Raw genomic sequence first — 20,710 nt, 5'->3', positions numbered from 1 at the left:
AAATTAGCAGTCAATTTCGGTAACTTTTAAAGCATTGTCTATAATAAAATTACGCCTTGGCTCCACAACTTCGCCCATGAGAGTTGAGAAAACTTCATCAGCTTTTTGTGCATCGCTTATATTAACACGCAAGATTGTTCTAGACGCTGGGTCAAGCGTTGTTTCCCAAAGTTGTTCTGAGTTCATTTCTCCAAGACCCTTAAAGCGTTGTAGTGATGCGCCTTTTTTACCTATTTCGTTGATAATTTCTGCAAATTTCATGTGGCTTGAAAATTCATAAACGCTTGCGGCGTTGGTAAATTTACATTTTCCAGTTACAATTTCACACATTTCAGCAATTTTTGAATTTGCGAAAATTTTTGCAAACTCCTGCATAGAAAGTGTAGCTTTGTCAAGACTGATCGATTGTGATACGCCACGAACATTACGAGATGCAACGATTTTATTAGTTGCAATGCCGTCTATTTCTTCACTTACAGCTTTAAATTGCCATCTTTCAAGCAGGTCTTCACTATCTGATATTTCAGCGAGTTTTTCGCTAAGTTTTCCAATTTTTGCTGAGAGGGTATCGATTAAATCGAAGTCTTTTGGGCGAAGTCCAGCAAGCACAACTGCAAGAAGGATTTCCTTTTCAATACGAAGTGGAATGCGTTTTATGTAGTTACTAAGCTCAATTGCGGATGTTAAAATCTCTTGTAACTGTGCCCCTGCAATGTCAAGCCCGTTACCATTTTTCAAAACAGAGTTAGAAACTGCGTTGTCTATTAGATATTGATTAAATTGTATATCGTCTTTTAAATAAACCTCTTTACCGCCTTGTTTAACTTTATAAAGTGGCGGTTGCGCTATATATAGATAGCCATTTTCGATGATTTTCGGTAGCTGGCGATAGAAAAATGTTAAAAGCAGAGTTCTAATGTGAGATCCATCAACATCGGCATCTGTCATGATTATTATTTTATGATAGCGAAGCTTTGTTATGTCCATGTCTTCTTTATCAACGCCAATTCCAAGTGCACCAAGAAGGGTTGTTACAACATCCGACGAAAGCATTTTATCAAAGCGAACTTTTTCAACATTTAGGATTTTACCACGAAGGGGAAGGATAGCCTGGGTTTTTCTATCACGACCTTGTTTTGAAGTACCACCTGCTGAGTCACCCTCAACTAAGAAAAGCTCAGACATTGATGGGTCTTTTTCTTGGCAATCGCTGAGTTTACTTGGCATAGAGAAGGTATCTAGTGCTGTTTTTCTGCGTGCAAGTTCACGAGCTTTACGAGCCGCAATTCTTGCCTGCGCTGCAAGCGCAACTTTTTCTATAATTTTTTTCGTTTCAAGTGGATTTTGTTCAAACCAGTAGGTTAGTTTATCATATGTTATACTTTCTGCAACTTGGCGAACTTCAGATGAAACAAGCTTATCTTTTGTTTGAGAAGAAAATTTTGGGTCTGGAACTTTTGCTGATATAACGCAGGTTAGCCCCTCACGAATGTCGTCTCCTGTTATTTCAACTTCATCTTTTTTTGACAAATGTTGTGGGATATATTGATTAATCGCGCGGGTAAGACCTCCACGAAAGCCAGCAAGGTGAGTTCCTCCGTCACGCTGTGGTATATTGTTTGTAAAGCAACGGCAAGTTTCGGTATAAGCGTCTGTCCACTGCATTGAAACTTCAACAACTATGTCATTTTCAGCTCCACGAATTGAAACGATTTGATGAAGAGCTGTTTTTGCTCTTGCAAGGTGTTTTACAAATTCTGCAACACCACCGTCATATTTGAATTCTATTAATTTTTCACGCCCAAGTCTTTTATCTTCAAGTATTATAAATACGCCGTGATTTAAGAATGCAAGTTCACGAATTCTTTCTTCAAGGGTTTCAAATTTAAATTCAATATCAGAGAATGTTTCTGTTGATGGCATAAAAGTTACCTCTGTACCTTTTTGATCAGAGTCGCCAACTATTTTAAGTGGATAATCTGCCACGCCGTGTGAAAATTCCATAACATGCTCTTTGCCGTCACGCCAGATTCTAAGCTTTAAATGTGAAGAAAGTGCATTTACAACCGATACACCAACGCCATGCAAACCGCCTGAGACTTTATATGAATTTTTGTCAAATTTACCACCAGCGTGAAGTTGCGTCATTACAACTTCCGCAGTTGAAACGCCTTCTTCGTGCATTTGAGTTGGAATTCCACGCCCATTATCACGAACAGTAACTGAGCCATTTTCGTTTATACATACATTAATTTTTGTACAATGCCCAGCCAGTGATTCATCAATTGCATTATCTAAAACTTCATATACCATGTGGTGTAAGCCAGTTCCGTCGTCTGTATCACCGATATACATTCCTGGTCTTTTACGAACGGCATCAAGACCTTTTAAAACTTTAATACTATCTGCACCGTAGTCGCCTTGCATAATTTCATTTTCAGGGATTTCATTTTCGTCATTTAGCATATAGGTTTTAGATATGTAAAATTAGGTTAGTCATGTCTTTTTAAAATGCAAGCAAAAAATCTTATTATTATATTGTTTGGATATTGAAAAAGCTAGCATTGCATTATTGTAATTTTAGTTATGGAATTTGCAGGAATTTGTGCATCTGGATTGAAAGTTTTAGATTATTTTCCATAGCGATTTTAACCGCAAGTGCGTTGTTTGCTGCGTTTTTTTGTGCATCTTGTTCGTCCATTGGTTGGATGAAAATTTCTTTAAAATCAAAAGCCCAGTCGGGGATTTTATTATAATGCTCAAGACTTGCAGAAATTAGGAATTTTAAAGCATCAATTTGCAGTCCGTCTGCTGGAATTGTGTATTTTCCATTTACGATTTTCGGTGAGCATATAACTTTTACAAAGTCAGGCAGATTGCGGTATATTGTGCCGTTTGTTTCGATTTGCACTGTGAAATTTTTATGCAGTTTGTTGCAAAGAGGAATAATATTTTGACGCATCGGCTCGCCGCCTGTAATTACTATAAGATTAATTTTACTATATTGCACTTGGTGTTTTTGAACTTGCGCAAGAATATCTTCAAGTGACATTTGACTAAAATTTTCAAACTCAGTATCGCAGAAACTACACGCCAAATTACAGCCTCCAAGACGAATGAAAATAGCAGGGCGGCCTGCGAAAATGCCTTCAGCCTGTATTGTTGGGAATATTTCTTGAACGAAAAGCAAGCTTCCGTCTGTGTTTTCCGGTGGTCTTTTAGGGTTTTTTCCAAACATTTGGTATATAAAAAAATATTTTAAAAATATCTTGACTGCAATTTTTTTTATATTCAAATAAATTAAATTTTTTTTATTAAGTTGCAGAAAATTAAGGATTTTATAGCTCTATATTTACCGATGGTAAGGGCAAAATTATTGAATATTATAGGGTATTTAAAGGCAAACAAGAAAGCTAGTTTGTCGACATTTTTAATATTATTGCTAATTGCATCTTTTACATTTTCCGGGCTATTTGCATCGATTGCAAGGGATGGTTCTTGGGTGCTCAAGGTTGGAGATGAATATGTTGGAAGGAAGCAATTTGAGGGTGAGTTATCAGTTGCAAAGAAAAGTCTTGGATATACAATGTCTGAGCAGGAGATAAAGCAGAAGGTATTTGATAGGTTTGCAATGAAGATAATTTTTGCAAAGGAAATGAAAGCACATGGCATAAATATTGAAGATGAGACGATTTTAAAGATTATTAAGGAAAATCCGATTTTTTTAAAAGATGGGGTATTTTCTGTTGATTTATTCAAGGATTTCTTAATACAAAACAGAGTTACTGAGGAAGATTATATTAACTATTTAAAGCTTGATTTATCCCAGTCTGTAGTGATGGATTTTGCAAGTTATTTTCTTTCAAGCAATGAAAATCTTGCAAAGGTATTGCTCAAATCTAGGACGGAAAAGAGGATTTTCGATTTATATACCATTGCTGAAAATAAGATTAGATTAAAGCAAGAGCCAAGTAATGAGCTTATTTCGGATTATTACAATAAAAATAGAGCATTGTTTAAGACTGATTCTGTATTTTCAGTTGAGTATATTTCAGGAGTTATGATAAGCGAGCAGGTGAGTTATAATCCTGATAAAAAGACTCTTGAAAAACTAAGAAATACTTATAAGCAATTAAAGGAATCTGACATTGTGCGTATTGCGAAAGATGCACATTATTGTCAGATTATTAGGAATATATCAAAGATTGCAACATCAAGTGAGGCTTTTGATGATTTAGCTAGAAGTTATGGATTAAAGCCAAAGACAAGTGAGATTGTTTTGTCGGAAAAGAATGCAAAGTATGCAGTATTGGATGGAATGAAAAAGGGCGATGTTACAACTATTTTGCATAATAATTCATGCCTTGAAACACAAGTTGTAAGGGTTAAAAGCGTTAAGGATGGTGAGTTCTTAAAATTTGATGATGTTAAATCCAAAGTCACTAGCATGGTAAGGAAGCAGGAGCAAGAAAAGGCTGCAAAGATTTTAATTGATGAGTTTAAAGATGTTAGAAAGCAGGGCATTAGCGAGTCTGTTAAATGGCTGAAGGCAAATGGGTTTAGCTCTGAAAATACCTCATTAAATCGCTATGATCAGCAGCAAAAGATTAGCTATGATTTGTTAAAGGATTTATTTACGATAGAAAAGGGTAATTTCACCGGCATTCATGGCTATAGACAAAATGGTGTATATCAGGCTGCGTTGTTTAAGGATGTAATTAGTGCAAAAGAGCCAAGCAAGGCTGAGATTGAAAAGCTTGCAAAGGAAATTTCTGGTATGAAGATAATTGACATTTATCAGCTTTATTATATGAGCTTAAGAGTAAAGTATGACATAAAGATAAACGAAGATTATTTTAATAATTATGTCGCAAAATAAGGACAATATTTATGATATTTTGCACACTCTTCATGATTTAAAGCTGAGTTTTTTATCAAGTGGTTTAGCGTTTAAAAAGGAGGGTGATGCTTATTGCATTGCAAGGAGCGTAGGGCAGGTTGATGTTTCATCAAGGCAGAAGGCTGAGAGTGTAGTAGATGTTGTAAAAGAGGATGTTGTTATAAGAGAGATTAAAAAGGATGTTAGTGTTGATATTGTGAAAGATTTAAATGAAAGGGAAGCCAAGATAAGGGGCATTGCAAGTAAGCTCAATTCTATTGATGAGATAAAGGATTATTTAACAAATGAGGCAAGTTTCTGCGAGATTAAAAAGCTTGCAAAGAACACTGTTGTGTGTGATGGAAGGAGTGATGCAAAGATTGTATTAATTGGGGAGGCACCGGGTGAAGATGAGGATATTAACGGTATTCCATTTTGCGGCAGATCTGGAAGATTGCTGAATAATGTTTTAAAGTCTATTGGGCTTGACAGGGATGTGAATTTATATATCACTAATACGGTATTTTGGAGGCCACCTGCAAATAGAAAGCCGACGGATGAGGAGATAACCCTATGCAGGCCGTTTTTATTTAGGCTAATTGAGCTTATAAAGCCTGAGTTTTTAATTTTATGCGGTGGAACTGCTATTAGCTGTATTGCAGGCCATGATGGTAAAATATCTGATTTGCATGGCAGGGTATTTGATGCAAAGATAGGTGATATGAGCATTAAGGCAAGTGCTATTTATCACCCATCATATTTATTGCGCAGCCCATCTTTTAAGAAGAATGCATGGATTGACATGATGTCAATATCCAAGCATATTGGTCATCTACTTTAGAGATGATTTAATGGCTTGGCCTGTGTCTTTTATGAATGCATTTACATTACTTGGCCCTATTGCCTTGTAGACATAAATTATCATCATAATTGCTATGAAGATTTTTATCATTTTGAACATAATAGTATCAAACTTTAACTATTATAGCAGATTTTTTAGAAGAAGTCAAGAAAAATATTGACTTTAATAAATAAAAGTTTAAGATGGGTGGTATTGTAGGATTTATCATGGAGGATTTTGCCCAAGAGGATGAAGAATATAGGATGGATGCAAAACAGGCTGAGTCGTTAGTTGAAAGGCTATTATCGGACAAGATTATTGACGAGATACAGCTACAGACTATTCGTGATGAAGTTCAGCAGACGGGGCAGGATGTAATAAGTGCTTTAATTGCTGCGCATTTGGTATCTGATAATATAATACAGTCTTACATTAGGAATGTTGATGTAAAGTCAATTGATCTTGCACACACTGCAATTGACCCAAATGTTGCAAGAAAGTTAGCCAAGCACGAGGCTGTAAGCAATGTAGTAATAGCGTTTTATGAGGATAGCAGGGAGGTTGGAATTGCAACTGTTGACCCTGATGTATTATCGAATATTGATGGATTATCGAGTTATTTTGATGGCAAGGATATTGTGCCATATCTTGCAAAGCAGGCGGACATTTTGGCGGCTATTGATAAGTCGTATGAGTATGAGTTTAATATAAGCAAGATTTTAAAGGAGCTTGCAAGTGCATCTGAGTATGAATTTAAGGGGATGGGCAATAGCTATCAAAGCCCTGTTGTAAGGATTGTTGATGCGTTATTGTCTGACGCTGTGCACAAGGGGGCATCTGATATTCACATACAGCCTGATGCAAAGTTTGTAAGGGTGAGGTATAGAATGGATGGAATGATGAATAACCAGTTCACATTTGATGTAAAGTATTACCCGTCTATTACTGTGAGGATCAAGATTATTGGTGGCATGAATATAGCAGAGTCTATAAGGCCGCAGGATGGGGCTATACAAAGCACGATTATGGGTAGGAAGATTGACTTTCGTGTGTCACTAATGCCGACTGTATTTGGGGAAAGTATTGTTATTCGTGTACTTGATAAGAATGAGAGTGTATCGTCATTATCGAATTTCAATTTTTCAAAGGATAACGAAACGAAGATAAGGAAGTTACTTAGCAAGCCTGAGGGGGTATTGATTATGACGGGGCCAACGGGTTCTGGTAAGACAACGACACTATATGCCATGATGTCTGAGATTGCATCGCCAAGGATAAACATGATGACACTTGAAGACCCTGTTGAGTATCACATGCCACTTGCAAAGCAGATGAATGTAAATGATGCTGCAGGCATTACATTTGCTGGGGGGCTTAGGGCTATACTTCGTCAAGACCCTGATGTAATACTAGTTGGGGAAATGCGTGATGAGGAGACGGCGATAACGGCCATGAGGGCGGCGATGACAGGGCATAAAGTGTTTTCAACCCTGCATACAAATGATGCACCATCTGCTGTGAACAGATTGCTGGATCTTGGGGTATCAAGGCACATTATAGCCTCATCTGTAAATGGTATTATAGCACAAAGGCTTATAAGAAGGCTATGCCCTGATTGCAAGAAGGCAAGATTAATGAGGGATGATGAATTTGCAAGGTATAAGATAAAGAAGGTAAAGGATATAAAGGTATATGATGCTGGAAGCTGCAAGAATTGTCATAATATTGGGTACAAGGGAAGATGCAGTGTTATTGAGGTTTTATCATTTGATAGCATGGTTAAGTCAATGATTGAAGATGGTGCGTCGGAGCATGCGATAGTAGGCAAGGCAAAGGAGGCTAAGACTTTTGTGCCTATTCAAATTGATGCTATAAAGAAGGTTATTGGCGGCGTGAGTTCATTTGACGAGGTGTCGCGTGTTATTGATATGTCTGATTATATTGTATGACGGAGGATGTAATGGCTTATATTTCTGCATTTTTTTCTTGACAAATAAACACAATGTTATGTTGTGTGGGTTAAGGATTTCTTGAGTTTTAGTTTGGAAATTCGGGGTTAGTTTAGGTATTAAAATTTAGGCATGATAGAGGGATTAATAAGAGATTACAAGTTTAGAAAGTTTAACAACTTTGGTAATGATTTTATATTTTTAGAAGGTAAGGAGATTGATTTATTAAAGGTAAAGTTTATTTGCGACAGGCGTTTTGGAGTTGGATGCGATCAGTTAATTATCATCACTAAGATTGAGGAGGGGTTACGGTATTATGTAACTATTTACAATGCTGATGGAAGTATTGCAAAGATGTGCGGGAATGCTATGATATGTCTTGGCAGGGAGTATTTAAAAGATGGTGATGTAGCAAGTGTTACGATAAGATATGGGGCAAAGGTTGAGGTAAGAAGGGATGAGAAGGGGGTTAGTGTTAAGATGCCGGAGATAGTACATAACAAGATAGAAAATTTGATAAATGTTGGGAACATGCACAGGGTGCAGGTTGTGGGAGACATGAGAGACATTAGCCAGAAGGTAAGCTATGAGTTTAACATGAGTTATATTAGGATTCTTGACAGCAAGACATTATTTATAACAACTATTGAAAGGGGTGTTGGCAGGACGCTATCGTGTGGATCTGGGATTGTAGCGAGTTGTTATTTTATAAGAAATATTGTAAAGATTTTAAAATGTGACGAGATATTTGCTATAACGGACGGTGTATTACAAAGTAAGATATTTGGGGTATATGATTTACCTTCTGTAAGATTTACCGATGATGGCATTTTTTATGTATGCAACAAAGATCTAGGGGAAAGATTTTAGCAATATTTGATGTCTTGGAGATTTAAAAATTATGGTGGTTGGTTTATTGGTTTTAGAGGCAAGGTCATAGATTAAATTAAATAATTAAGTAAGTTAGTTAAGATATTGGATGGTTAGATATTAGCAAGTATTTTAGGGAGGGCTGTTATTATTGAGATTTATTATATTTAATGGGGAATTTTGAGTGATATTATTATCTTGGATGTCATAGTTATCATCATCATTATTATCGTCATTAATATTTTGGTTATTAAGTTGATATTTGATGCGTTCATTATATTCTGTAATGATATTTTGGACATTATCAATTGATATTTTATCTACTGGGTTAATATGTTGAACAACATCATAGATTAGCTGTTGTTCATCACTTGGGTTATCTGGTTTTATGATGACAAGGCCATCCATAGCGAGGGTTCGAGCCATTATTTGTTTATCTGCGATTGATGGTTCTGATATTTCTTGGTCTTGGGTATCGATATTTATTTTAGTGATGCGTTGTATTATCATGGAGTTACGATTTATGATACGAGACATTTTATCAAGGCGGGATGATAGGGAGTCGAATTCTTCTTGCTGTATTGTATGGATTTGGGAAAGAAGGTCATTAGTTTCTTGGGCAAGGGTTTGGACGGATGAGGAGAAGTTATTAATAGTTTGGGTTGTTATTATATCCACTTGTTAAGAAATATGTGAGTGTTATGTATATGTAGGGAATTTTTTTATGGAAGCATATTTTAAAACATTTTACTTGATAATAAAATTATATTTAATTTAGTGTAGAAAATGTATTAATGCTATGAAGATAGTTAATTGGTTAAACGGGATTATTTTGTACCCGATTTTTGGCATTCCTTTTGCTGTATTATTAATTTTAGGAACGAGCATATTTTTATTTGCTTATTTAAGGTTTATAAATTTCAGGGGTGCAAAGGGGATTGATGAGGCAGCGAGTGGGAATATATCGAAGTTTTCTGCGTTTATGACTGCTGCTGCTGGGACGCTTGGAGTTGGAAACATTTTTGGAGGGGCTATGTGTGTTACTATTGCTGGGCCTGGGTCTATTATTTGGATATTAATACTTGGGGTATTTGGGTCTATTATAAAGTTTAGCGAGGTATATTTAGGGCATAGGTTTAGAAGTGTGAAGGATGGGATGGTAAGTGGTGGGAGTTTTTTTTATTTAAGGGATGGATTTCAAAGGATGGGGATTTTAAGGCAGATTGGTGTTATATATGGGATTGTATTTTTTATAGCGTATCTTGCGGCGGGGACATTTCAGATTAATCAGATAGGGGATTTAATAGCTGAGAGTGTATTTATTGGGCACCCGAGGATAAATGTTATAAGATTAGGGCTTGGGATAATGGTTGCGATATTTACGGGATTTATTTTATTTAGTGGGATTGTAAGGATAGCTGAGGTATTATCGAGGCTTGTACCGACGATGATATTATTATATTGCGTATGTGCTGTGTATATATTTATGAGGAATTTTGGGAATTTTGAGGGTGTGATGAGGGATGTTATGATTGATGCGATGAGGCCGCGGTGTAGTGGGGGGATGATTTTTATGTTAGGGTATTCATTACATAGGATATTATTTGCATCTGACACGGGAACTGGGGTATCTGCGATTGCAAACAGTCAATCGAATGCGTCGGCGCTTGTGCAGGCAAGGTTTGTATCATGGGAGCCTATTTTAGTGAGTTTAACCATGTGTATTACTGGGGTTTGCGTATTAATAACGAACACGCATCATCTTGCGGCAAGCAATGGGATGTTAGGGGTGAAGATAGCATCGCATGCGTTTTCTGGAAGTTTTATAACGCAGGGGATTTTTATATGTGTTGTATGTTTATTTGGGCTTACGACGACGATATCGCATGGGTATAATGTTGAGCAGGCGTGGAGGTTTGTTATGAAGGGTAAGGGGGTTATGATATGCAGGGGGGTGTATATTATGACGATAATTATAGTTGTAACGCAGGATGTAGGAAGGATATTACCGATTATTGATTTATCGTTCTTTTTATGTATAATATTGAACATTATTGGGATTTTAAGATTATCGGGATATATGAAGCGGGAGACTGTAGGGAGATAATTTTTTGGAAAAAAAGCTTGCTTTTAAAAAATAAATGATTTATAAGGGAGTACTATTTTTTTAAAGGTTCTGGGGAAGACTGAGGTTTTAACATTTATATGCGTTAAGGATGTAAGCATTATAGCGTGCGTTGCGAAGGTTAATATTGCAACGAGGGGTTATGAGATTATAAAGCAGGCATCAAGCGAGATTGATCCGACATCTGATGAGAGGTTTTTTGGAAACATGACGATGATGGAGACGCATTTAATGAAGTTAATTCATAGTTTAGAAAGGGACACGGGGGTTGTAATTAGTGATATAGTATTGTGCCTGCCTGATTCTATGTTTGCTATAGAGAAGTTAGGAGTTAGGCATATATTTTTCTTTGATTTATTAGAGGCGGACAAGGGGACAAGATTTAGGATGAAAAGTGAGATATGGCAGCATTTTGAAGATTTAAGCAAAAGCAATGTATTAATGGATATTGAGACGATGAAGTACATTTCAAGCGATGGGGAGGTTATGGATGACATAAGGTATATTAAGGGTGGGCAGATTAAGTCTATTAATTTAGGTTTGTATATATTAGGGGATATAGCGGCAAGGATTTCGAGCATGTTAAATGCGTGCAATTTGAGATTGCGTTTTAGTATGCCTATTAGTTATGCTATGAGGCATTGTTTTGTAGGGCCGGAGGATGACAGCATGGGGATTTTATTGATAAACATTGGGCATTCTGAGATTTCATATTGCGTACTTGGCAGCATTGGTGCTGAAAAGAGCGGGATTATAAGGCTTGGGTCGCATTTTATTGTTGTGCAGATTGCAAAGGAATTAAACATTGAGATAAGGATGGCAAACAAGATATTTAGGTTATATTTAAGCGGGTCTGGGGTTATAGATTATGCGAATTTAGGGGATTTTGTAATTGACAAGATTAAGTTAAAGAAGATTATTGTAAAGAGTATAGAGAGATTATTTGGGTTATTAAACAAGGATTTTATATCAAGCGGAAGGTCTTGCGTGCTTGAGAAGATTATTATAGATGGAGATTTAAAGAATTTAGAGACAACAAGGGATGTTGCAAAGAATATATTTGATGTACCTATTTATAGTGCAAGTATTTCAAACGAAACTGATTTAAGCAAGACGAGATATGATGTATTACATGGGGTAATTAGTAAGTATATTAAAAATCGTATTGATTTAAGTGAGATTAGTGATTACAAGATGAATCTTATGGGGAAATTTTACAGTTATTTTAGCAGGTTTGCGTATCGGTTAAATGGTTTTATATAGTTATTTTAGTTATTTTTTCTTTTTTTTATGTCTATTTCTTTAGATTCTGTAGCGTCTGTATCAAAGCAGCAAAATTTTAAGCCGAGGCTAGTTATTTTTGGAGTTGGTGGAGCTGGAGGCAATGCGATAAACAATATGATTCGTTCTGGGCTTGACGGTGTTGAGTTTTTTGCGATAAACACTGATGCACAGGCGCTTGAGTATTCACTAGCTGAGACTAAGGTTCAGATAGGAAAGGATGTAACTGGGGGGCTTGGTGCTGGGGCATTACCTGAGACGGGAAGGAGTGCTGCTATGGAAAGTGAGGATAGCATTAGAGGCATTTTGGAGGGAACGCACATGTTATTTATTACTGCTGGAATGGGTGGTGGAACTGGGACTGGTGCTGCGCCTGCGATTGCGGAGATTGCAAAGTCTATGGGGATTTTAACCATTGGTGTAGTAACCAAGCCATTTGATTTTGAAGGAAAGTCAAGACAAAGGGTTGCTGAAAGTGGGATAGATGCATTAAGAAAGCATGTTGACACATTAATTGTTATTCCAAATCAGAATTTATTTAGGGTTGTAAATGAAAGAACGTCGTTTGTTGATGCGTTTAAGATTGCAGATGAGGTATTATATAGTGGGGTTAAGTGTATCACTGATTTAATTACGATGCCGGGACTTGTAAATCTTGATTTTGCGGATGTTAAGACGGTTATGAAGAACATGGGAAGGGCGATGATGAGTTCTGGGGAGTCAACTGGAGAGGACAGGTCTGTGAAGGCGGCTGAAAGTGCTATTATAAATCCATTACTTGACATATCATCGGTAAATGGGGCAAGGGGTGTATTGATAAATATTACTGGTGGGTCTGACATGACATTATTTGAGGTCAACGATGCTGTTGAGACTATTAGAAACAATTTAGACGACAGTGCAAACATTATTTTTGGTGCGATATTTAACGAGCAATATGATGGGATTATAAGGGTTTCTGTTGTTGCAACTGGTGTTGGTGACGAGGATGATGATATTATTGAAAGCAGCAGCGGCAAGAAGGCTGAGGAGGATGTTTCCAAGAGAAATGTTGTAAAGAAAGAAGTAAAGGTTGCAGGGTCAAGAAGGGCTATGGAAATTGAGGATGAGGCTGAGATTGAAGATGCAAGAGTCATGGATGATGAGGAAGATGAGCTAGATGATGATTTTATGGATGATGTTGAGAGAGATTTTGATGCAAATGAAGAAGAGTTAATTGAGACAAAAAGCCAGAAGGCGGCATCATCTGAGATTATTGAGGATGACGAGTATTTATTTGGGCAGATAAGTGAGCCACAAAGGGAGGTGATGTTAAAGAAGGTTAAAAGAGATTACGACAAGGAGATAAATGGTGTTGCTGGGGATGAAGAGGCTGCAAGTAGTGAAGGTGGTTTGTCAAAGAAGAAATTTGGATTCAGCGGTGTTATTAATAATATTTTATTTGGCAGCGGAGATGATGAAAAAAAAAAAGTAAGTAAGACGAGAACATCGATTGCAGAGAAGGATTTCTTTGACGGAAATTTATTCAATGAAGAGAAAAATTCAATAGAATACATAGCCAAGAAGGTATTTTAGGTAAATATTTTATGGTCAGGCAGATAGATCCTAAGATTGTATCTAGGACGCATTTTTTATCATATGATAAGTTATGCAGTAATTTTGGGTACAATTTTAAGAACATTGAGTTATTGCAGGAGGCATTAATGCACCCGAGTGCGAAGATATGCGTTCCAAGAAAGGCAAGTATTTCATCGAAGATGGACGAGATTTTAAACGACAAGATTAAGGGGTCATCAAGAAAGTTTAATTACGAGAGATTAGAGTTTTTAGGTGACAGGGTATTAAGTTTTTGCCTTGGGAGTATATTATTTAGGATTTTTAGTGATGATTCTGAAGGGGATTTATCGAAAAAGTATGCAAGCCTTGCATGTGGCAGGGTATGTTATGAGATTGCAAAGAGGCTAGAGATTGACAAGTATATTGTAATGTCAGTTAGCGAGGAGAAATATGATGGAAGGAGCAACGAGTCGAATTTAGCAAATGCGATGGAGGCTGTGATTGGTGCGATATTTTTAGACGCAGGGATAGATATTGCGCTTGATTTTGTAAAGAGCCATTGGAGGGTGCATATAGATGGTATATCTGATTGGAAGTTAGTTGATGCGAAGAGTTTTTTACAGGAATGGTCGCAGATGAAATTTCATGTATTACCAAGGTATGAGACGATTGAGATAAGTGGAACGGAGCACAAGCCTATTTTCAAGGTTTGCGTAAGTGTTGATGGAGTAGATGGGAGATTTGAAGGCATTGGTGCGTCGAAGAAGGATGCTGAAAAGAGTGCTGCAAAGATTATGATTGAAGCGCTTGGATTATACAAGGAGAAGATTTAGCATTTATTATCTATAACAATATTAGCCATAAGGGGATAAGAATATGTGATTTATTTTATCTTTGGCAATATTGTATAGATCATTTAGATAGTTTAATTTTGAGAAAGTGGTATTATAGAGCTTTCTTCATTTTTTTCCTTCTGCAAGGAACCAACATAAGATTGTTTTTCTTGAAGTTCAGAAAAATCTATTAGAGAGATTGATTTCTGTTTTTCAGATGATTGATCGAGGAATATATTATTATATCCACAATTGTAGATTTTGGATGCATTTTTAGTCAAAGATTGATAGATATTTTGTTGTTTGTTGTTACTTTGCTCACTATTGATTTCATCATCATTATCTTGTTTCTTCTCAACTTTCATTGGTTGATCATCATATTGAATTTGCTGACTTGAATCATATTGAATTTGCTGACTTGAATCATATTGAATTTGCTGACTTGAATCACTACTTATTTGGTCTTCTTGCTGATTCAATTGAATAATTTTTGGCATTGATGCAGTATCAGGTATTTTTCTTTGTTGTTTTTCGTCTATTTTTCCTTGTTTGTTTGCTATTGTTACTAATCCATTTTCGAGTTTAACTTGTCTATCTTCAGTGACAAGTTTTTTCAGTGTTTTAATGTTTTCATCATTTTGATTGTATTAATTGAAATTTTTTATCATTTTTTCTGCTTTGTCAGCCAATATTGTATCGATCTCACATTCTTTTATCAGTTTATTATATTTTGTTTTTATTCTTTTTTCTCGTTCTTGCGACAATTGTTGATTTTTGTTTTGAGTATTGCGCTTTTTCTTGACGTCTGTGCTACGATTAAGATAATTGTATAGTATATCAACTTGTTCGCTGGTAAGGCTTATATAATGAGTATGATTTGGATTGTTATTTTTAAATGTAGGTGACGGATGTGTTATTGGTTGTGGCAATGCATTATTCCAATTACCATCTTTTTTTTGCTTGAGTTTTCTACTTATAACTTTTAGCTCTTCCTCGGTACCTGATATATATGTATATAACTCTTTTTCTTTAAGCTTATCAGCATAATTTTGAGAAATGATTTCTTTCATTTGTGCTTCTGTGAATTTTCCGCTATATTTTTTCTCGATATATTCGGTGATCTCATCTTGTATCTTTTTCATCGTTGGTGTTATGTTAGGTGTGCCTTGTAAAGATTTATAAATCGAATAGGATGCCAGCTCTTCTGTATCATCATTGCGTCCTATGCTATATTCCAAACCTTCATTGATTGGCATTTTGGCATTTTGTTGCTTGTATAGTGTAATGTATTGGTTACATTTATCTAAGAACCGTTGTTCCTCTTGATCATCATAATCATCAGACAATGCAAGATAGTGAAATTGATCTATTTCTTTTATTTGATCTTCTGTGAGAAGTTTTTGAATGTCTTCAAGGGTGCAAGTGATTTGAATCTTGAGCATGTCTTTATCTTTAGTCCCCTTTGGTTTTGCATTGTGAGATATTTTTTTCATTTGTGCTGTTATTGCATTGATTCTGGCGTTTTTTTCGTTCATTTCATATAAGTCTATGGGATTATTATCCTGTGTTGTTGTAGATATTGTGTAGTTTTTAGTACCATTTGTATCAACAGCATTAATCTTGAATGGGTGGGTATGTTTATTTTTGATGTGCTGTGCGATAGAAGATACGAATTTGTTGAATGATAAAGTATATTCATGAGTGCATGTGTTTGCATCATGCAAGGAATTGCAAGATGTAATTTTTGATATTGGTTGTGTTTGTTGTATTTGTTTGTTACGCCATGGTATACATGATGATGATTTCTGTTTTGCGCAACTATGAATATAATTCAGAACTGCATGTCTCTTACTAAGTTTGCCATTTTCTTGTGCATTCAAGAATGGATCGTTGTAGTTTGTGTTGTCTTGCAGCTTCTGCCTCAATTCATCTTCTAGGTATTTATTTTTCTTATTAACAAGATCTTTGAATGCATTGATAATAAATTCTTTATCGCTTTGGTCTATATAGTTTGGATTTTGCTTATTTTCTTTCATGATACGGTCCATTCTGCTGATTTGGTATTTATTTAGGAATGGGGAGTAATTTTCATAAATATAGTCTATAAGGATTGTTATATTCTTATCTGAAGATATTTGTCTTGCGAATTGTATGATACTAGGATTTGAAGGTACTTGTTGTGAGGGTTGTATGATATTAGGATCTGATATTATTTCTTTTTTGCATGTTTTATAATTTTCCATTATTTTTCTTTCATTTTTTATTATGACGTCGTCGTATATTTTTGCTTGAAGGTCATTATTGAAATCAGAAGATTCTTTGATTAATTCTTTAATTGCTCTTCTTTTATTTGTAACAATGCTATCTTCACTTATTGCATGATTTAATTGAATTAAAATATGTTGAAATTCATTAATTTCATTGAGTGCAGTATCGATTTTCGCTTTTATCTCTTGGCTTGTCGTTTTATTTGTGTGCGAAGAGTTATTTTGATTTAGAGATATTTCTTCATAAGAGTATACAAGATTCATGAGGTCGTCTTGCATTCTCTCAAATACTGTTTTTATGACATTAACTGTTTGTAAAATGAATGGATTGCTTTCCAGCGATTGTGGTTGCTCTGTTATATATATAGGTAAATTTTCCAATTCATTGAGTTCTTCAGGAAGGTGTATGTTGAGTATTGCAAGATAGAGTTTAAATTGTTTAAAGTATAGTGATTTTAAAGTATCAATATAGGCTTGTTTTAGTGGGTTATTATTTTCGTTATGAATCTTTGCTATTAGTTTATTAATGTCATTTTGCAATATTGTGATGTCTGCGATGCGTTGATTATTTGGGGGGATGAATGTCTTTTCTGGGTCTGGTTCATTAGACTGTAATTGTATTTTTGATTTTATTTGTGTAAGATTGTTACTTGCTTCTTGAGTCTCTATGAGTTGTTGGTCTATTGCAGAAATATCCTGCTGTAATAGATATATTTTGGTTTCGTTGACTTTCTTTGTGAGAGATGTTGAGGTTAATGTACGCAGGTTATTATTTTGTTGCTCTGATTGCGTTATTATCATTGTTTCGTCTTGTGCTTGCGTTTTTGGTAATAATTGATTTTGTTCTAATATCGTATTTTGGGATGTGTATTTTTGAAGTTGTGATTGCTTGTCTTGTAAGTTGATTAGGGATTTTTGAAGTTGTGATTGCTTGTCTTGTAAGTTGATTAGGGATTTTTGAAGTTGTATATATACTCTATCATATATGGCATCATCCTGAAAATAAACATGCTGTTTTGGTTGTACTGTTTTATCTTTCTGGAGTGACAAAAGATCGATACTGTTTATTTGTTCACGGAATAAAGGAATATTATCGGATAATTTATTGTCATTTAAAAATATTTGTAATATTGTTTTTAATTTCTGTAACAATGTATCCTTATCTTGTGTTAACATTTTCTTATTATGAAATGCTTTCATGTCTTTTGTCATTTGTATGTTATCTTCCGTTGTGCCAAATGATGATATTGTTTTTAAAAGTGTCGAAATATTTTGATAGTCTTTACCAAATATTTTGCCTTGGTTTTGCGATGTTTGGATTTCTGAAAACAATTTATGAATTGGGATTGCTTGTGTAAAATCCTCTATTAATAATTTTATTATTGCAGACATTGCAGCTTCGTCTTCGAATAATGTTTCTTGGATGGATAAGATATTTTTCTTATTATCGTATTTTATATGCTGATCTAATATTTTACACAGGTTAGTTTTTGTTTGATTGTAGAATTTTTCGAGTGCATCAATAGAAGTATTTATTTGTTCTTGGGAGAGATACATTGGTGCATCTATTGTCTTATCTTTCTGTATGATTGTTTGGATACTTGGATCGCTAAATATATGATCAGATATAGCACTAAATCTTTGTGATAGTTTGTTTAATTCATGCTTTGTTGATTGTATTATATCGAGATTAATTGTGCTTTGCAATTGTTTGGCTTTTTTAGCTTTTTCAAATTGATTATATTTATTTACTATAGGCATTTGAATTGAATTTTTATTTATGCCTTTTTCATCTGATATTTCATCATCTTGGTGCTTCTGTTGTTGCTGCGGCATTTTGGAATTAAAGACTTGTTGCAAGGTATAATCTATGACCATTGCAAGGGTATCATTAATAATAGTTTGTATATCCTCTGGAATGTTATTTTGATAATTACATATTGGAATAATTTGATTATCTTGGATTTTAAGGGTAAAAAGATCTTCGTTACGATGATTTGTTGCTATAATATGGTTAATTTTTTTAGACAGAAATACACCCCTAAGTATTTCATTAAAATTTTTACTTATTGTATTGATATTACCTTGTAAAATTTTTAATATTTCATCATTTACTTTTACGATTTCTGTTAGCTTAAGGTTTTGTGATTCTAGATTTTGTATATTTTTTGATATTGTCGTGCAATCTTGTTTTGTTTGTTTCAACCCATCTTGCTCTTGGACAAATTTGTGAATTGTTTGAGGGATTTTTTTAAGTTGATTATTTATTATTTCTCTTTTATTATCTTCAATGACACTCAGTTCAAGATCATAATAATTCACGTTAGTGTCTTGTTTTTGTATTTTTTGTTGTGTTGCCACTATTTCTTGATCTACCAGAGTTGTATCGTATTTATTTAAGACTAAGTCGTGTTTTATATTTTCAAGTAATTTCAGGTATGATATATCGCCTAGAAGTTTTCGGTGGCATGCATAGTTAATGCATAAGAATTTGTACATTTCCTCGATATCGTTTATTACGCACTGCGGATAAATGCGAGCTTTTTTTATAAGATTATTTAGAATGCTAATATATTGGTCCTTTGATTTGTTTTTGAGTGCTGCTTCGATTTCTTCTATGTTCCTTAGAGATATTACATCATTTTGATACACTACATTATTTTGATACACGTTTTTTAACCGAGAAAAAATATCCACAATTTTTTTATTGTCAAGTTTCTTGATTAAATATTTGACAATAATTTTTTGATGTTTAGCGATTATAGTAGATTTTATGAGAAAAATGAAAGTTATTTTTATATCTATTTTGATGTATTTAGGGTTAATTGTGGATGGTTTTGCAAACATGTGCAAAAAGAGTGACTGCATTGATTTAGCAAGCAAGCATAGTGTATTTGAGATAGATGGCAAGGGTATTAGTGTTATTCTTGGGTATATATTTTTATCATTTATTGGTGGTTTATGTTTAAATTTAATGCCATGTGTATTACCGATTTTATCTATCAAGGCGGGGATGATTAGAAAGTTATCAAGATTGGATGACATAAGGGTTATGAAGGCGAATTTATTTGGAAGTTTCTGTGGGATTATGGTATTTTTCGCAGTTATTGGGTGTGTTATATGGTATTTTAAAAGTATTGGCAGGGTATATTTGTGGGGTGGATATTTTCAAAGCGAGATAAGTATTGGGCTTGCGATAATAGGGTTATTTTATGTATTTGGGATGTCGTTAAATCAGAGGGTATATAGCATGAAGGGGGGCAGTAGTGACAAGTGGTTTTTTATATCTGGGGTTATATCTGGGGTTACATCTACGCTATTATCTACGCCATGTTTTGGGCCATTTATGGGGTCTATGGTAGCTATTGCTATTTTTGAAAAGAGTATTATTATATCATGGATTATTATTTTGTCTATTGGGTTTAGTTTAGGGTTTCCGTATCTTATGATGGGATTAATGAGGGATGCAAGGTGTATTTTACCAAAGAGTGGGGCGTGGATGAGGTATATTAGTTTTATGGGTAATATGGTTATGTTTATGACTATGTTATGGCTAGTATATCTTTTATGCAAAAAACCCTATGGACTTTTATTTTTACCGTTTATATTAGTAGTTACAAGTATTGTATTTTATATGGCAAAGAGTTCAGAAAGTGTGATTAAATCTATCATTTGGTTAATGATGGGTATATTTGTAGTAATTAGTGGTATGTCTATTTTCAAGGGTGTACTTGAGTATAAGTATGGGAAGATAGTAAAGCCTGAGGCGATTGATTTTAATGTTGAAAAGCTTGAGAAGTATGTATTTAAGGGAAAGACGGTTATGGTGAGGTTTACTGCGGATTGGTGTGTTACGTGTAAGATTATGGATGTATTGTTGTTTGATTCAGACGAGATAGGAAGGATGATTGGGGAAAATGATGTAGTGTATATGGTAGCGGACATAACAAATGGGAGTTCCAAGGAGGTTGAGGATTTTATGGCTGAAAACAAGATTGTTGGCATTCCTGCGATATATATTGCCTCATCGAGCGAGCCTGGGGGAAGTGTATATTCCGGAATATTAAAGAAGTCTGAGATGATAAATATTATAGCAAAGAATATATAG

The 20,710-nt window shown here is 34.9% G+C and carries 14 protein-coding genes and 1 pseudogene; 9 read left to right on the top strand and 6 right to left on the bottom strand.

The features are described from left to right. Positions 1-3 precede the first annotated feature (3 nt). Together gyrB and deia_RS04615 are read right to left on the bottom strand one after the other, a co-directional pair. A complete protein-coding gene (gene gyrB, locus deia_RS04620) occupies positions 4-2,466 on the bottom strand; it encodes a DNA topoisomerase (ATP-hydrolyzing) subunit B (RefSeq protein ID WP_410519468.1) in 2,463 nt (820 codons plus the stop codon). 118 nt (positions 2,467-2,584) lie between these two features. Beyond that, complete coding sequence (locus tag deia_RS04615) at positions 2,585-3,238, bottom strand: 7-carboxy-7-deazaguanine synthase QueE (protein WP_146821032.1); 654 nt, start codon at positions 3,236-3,238, stop codon at positions 2,585-2,587. A gap of 81 nt (positions 3,239-3,319) precedes the next feature. Here deia_RS04615 and deia_RS04610 point away from each other — a divergent pair, with 81 nt between their 5' ends. Both deia_RS04610 and deia_RS04605 read left to right on the top strand, forming a co-directional pair. Continuing rightward, positions 3,320-4,879, top strand: coding sequence for a peptidylprolyl isomerase (locus tag deia_RS04610; RefSeq protein ID WP_146821030.1), 1,560 nt, complete (start codon positions 3,320-3,322; stop codon positions 4,877-4,879). Next, the gene (locus deia_RS04605) at positions 4,866-5,720 is read left to right on the top strand and encodes a uracil-DNA glycosylase (RefSeq protein WP_146821028.1); all 855 of its coding nucleotides are present in this window, start codon (positions 4,866-4,868) and stop codon (positions 5,718-5,720) included. The genes deia_RS04610 and deia_RS04605 overlap by 14 nt, the downstream gene beginning before the upstream one ends. Here deia_RS04605 and deia_RS05945 read toward each other — a convergent pair. Next, on the bottom strand, positions 5,712-5,840 hold the full coding sequence (locus tag deia_RS05945; protein ID WP_281284132.1) for a hypothetical protein: 129 nt from the start codon (positions 5,838-5,840) through the stop codon (positions 5,712-5,714). The genes deia_RS04605 and deia_RS05945 overlap by 9 nt on opposite strands. Positions 5,841-5,923: 83 nt before the next feature. Between deia_RS05945 and deia_RS04600 the strand changes: the two genes are divergently transcribed. Beyond that, positions 5,924-7,669: a GspE/PulE family protein gene (locus deia_RS04600; protein ID WP_146821026.1), complete on the top strand. Its 1,746-nt coding sequence runs from the start codon at positions 5,924-5,926 to the stop codon at positions 7,667-7,669. 132 nt (positions 7,670-7,801) lie between these two features. Continuing rightward, positions 7,802-8,539: a diaminopimelate epimerase gene (locus deia_RS04595; protein WP_146821023.1), complete on the top strand. Its 738-nt coding sequence runs from the start codon at positions 7,802-7,804 to the stop codon at positions 8,537-8,539. A gap of 132 nt (positions 8,540-8,671) precedes the next feature. Here the strand turns inward: deia_RS04595 and deia_RS04590 are convergent, their stop codons facing one another. After that, positions 8,672-9,217, bottom strand: a complete 546-nt coding sequence (locus tag deia_RS04590) for a hypothetical protein (protein ID WP_146821021.1) — start codon at positions 9,215-9,217, stop codon at positions 8,672-8,674. 121 nt (positions 9,218-9,338) lie between these two features. Between deia_RS04590 and deia_RS04585 the strand changes: the two genes are divergently transcribed. The 4 genes and pseudogenes from deia_RS04585 to rnc all read left to right on the top strand — a co-directional run bounded on the left by deia_RS04585 (position 9,339) and on the right by rnc (position 14,335). Further along, positions 9,339-10,646 carry an alanine:cation symporter family protein gene (locus tag deia_RS04585; protein WP_146821019.1) on the top strand — a complete coding sequence of 436 codons (1,308 nt, stop codon included), beginning with the start codon at positions 9,339-9,341 and terminating at the stop codon, positions 10,644-10,646. 231 nt (positions 10,647-10,877) lie between these two features. Next, on the top strand, positions 10,878-11,927 hold the full coding sequence (locus tag deia_RS04580) for a hypothetical protein (protein ID WP_146821017.1): 1,050 nt from the start codon (positions 10,878-10,880) through the stop codon (positions 11,925-11,927). Between the two features lie 27 nt (positions 11,928-11,954). Next, positions 11,955-13,010, top strand: a pseudogene (ftsZ, locus tag deia_RS04575) (cell division protein FtsZ); the annotation flags it as partial. A 521-nt stretch (positions 13,011-13,531) separates the two neighbouring features. After that, positions 13,532-14,335: a ribonuclease III gene (rnc, locus tag deia_RS04570; protein ID WP_146821013.1), complete on the top strand. Its 804-nt coding sequence runs from the start codon at positions 13,532-13,534 to the stop codon at positions 14,333-14,335. A 92-nt stretch (positions 14,336-14,427) separates the two neighbouring features. On the opposite strand, the gene deia_RS04565 is transcribed toward rnc, so the two are convergent. Next, a complete protein-coding gene (locus deia_RS04565) occupies positions 14,428-14,832 on the bottom strand; it encodes a hypothetical protein (RefSeq protein ID WP_146821011.1) in 405 nt (134 codons plus the stop codon). 150 nt (positions 14,833-14,982) lie between these two features. Further along, positions 14,983-19,299 (bottom strand): hypothetical protein, encoded by a 4,317-nt coding sequence (locus deia_RS04560; protein ID WP_146821009.1) that lies wholly within the window; start codon positions 19,297-19,299, stop codon positions 14,983-14,985. A gap of 76 nt (positions 19,300-19,375) precedes the next feature. Between deia_RS04560 and deia_RS04555 the strand changes: the two genes are divergently transcribed. Continuing rightward, positions 19,376-20,710 (top strand): cytochrome c biogenesis protein CcdA, encoded by a 1,335-nt coding sequence (locus deia_RS04555; RefSeq protein ID WP_146821007.1) that lies wholly within the window; start codon positions 19,376-19,378, stop codon positions 20,708-20,710.

This window comes from Candidatus Deianiraea vastatrix (assembly GCF_007993655.1).
Lineage (GTDB): Bacteria > Pseudomonadota > Alphaproteobacteria > Rickettsiales > Deianiraeaceae > Deianiraea > Deianiraea vastatrix.
The sequence above is the reverse complement of the archived record's forward strand: the minus strand, read 5'-3'. Positions and strand labels throughout refer to the sequence as shown.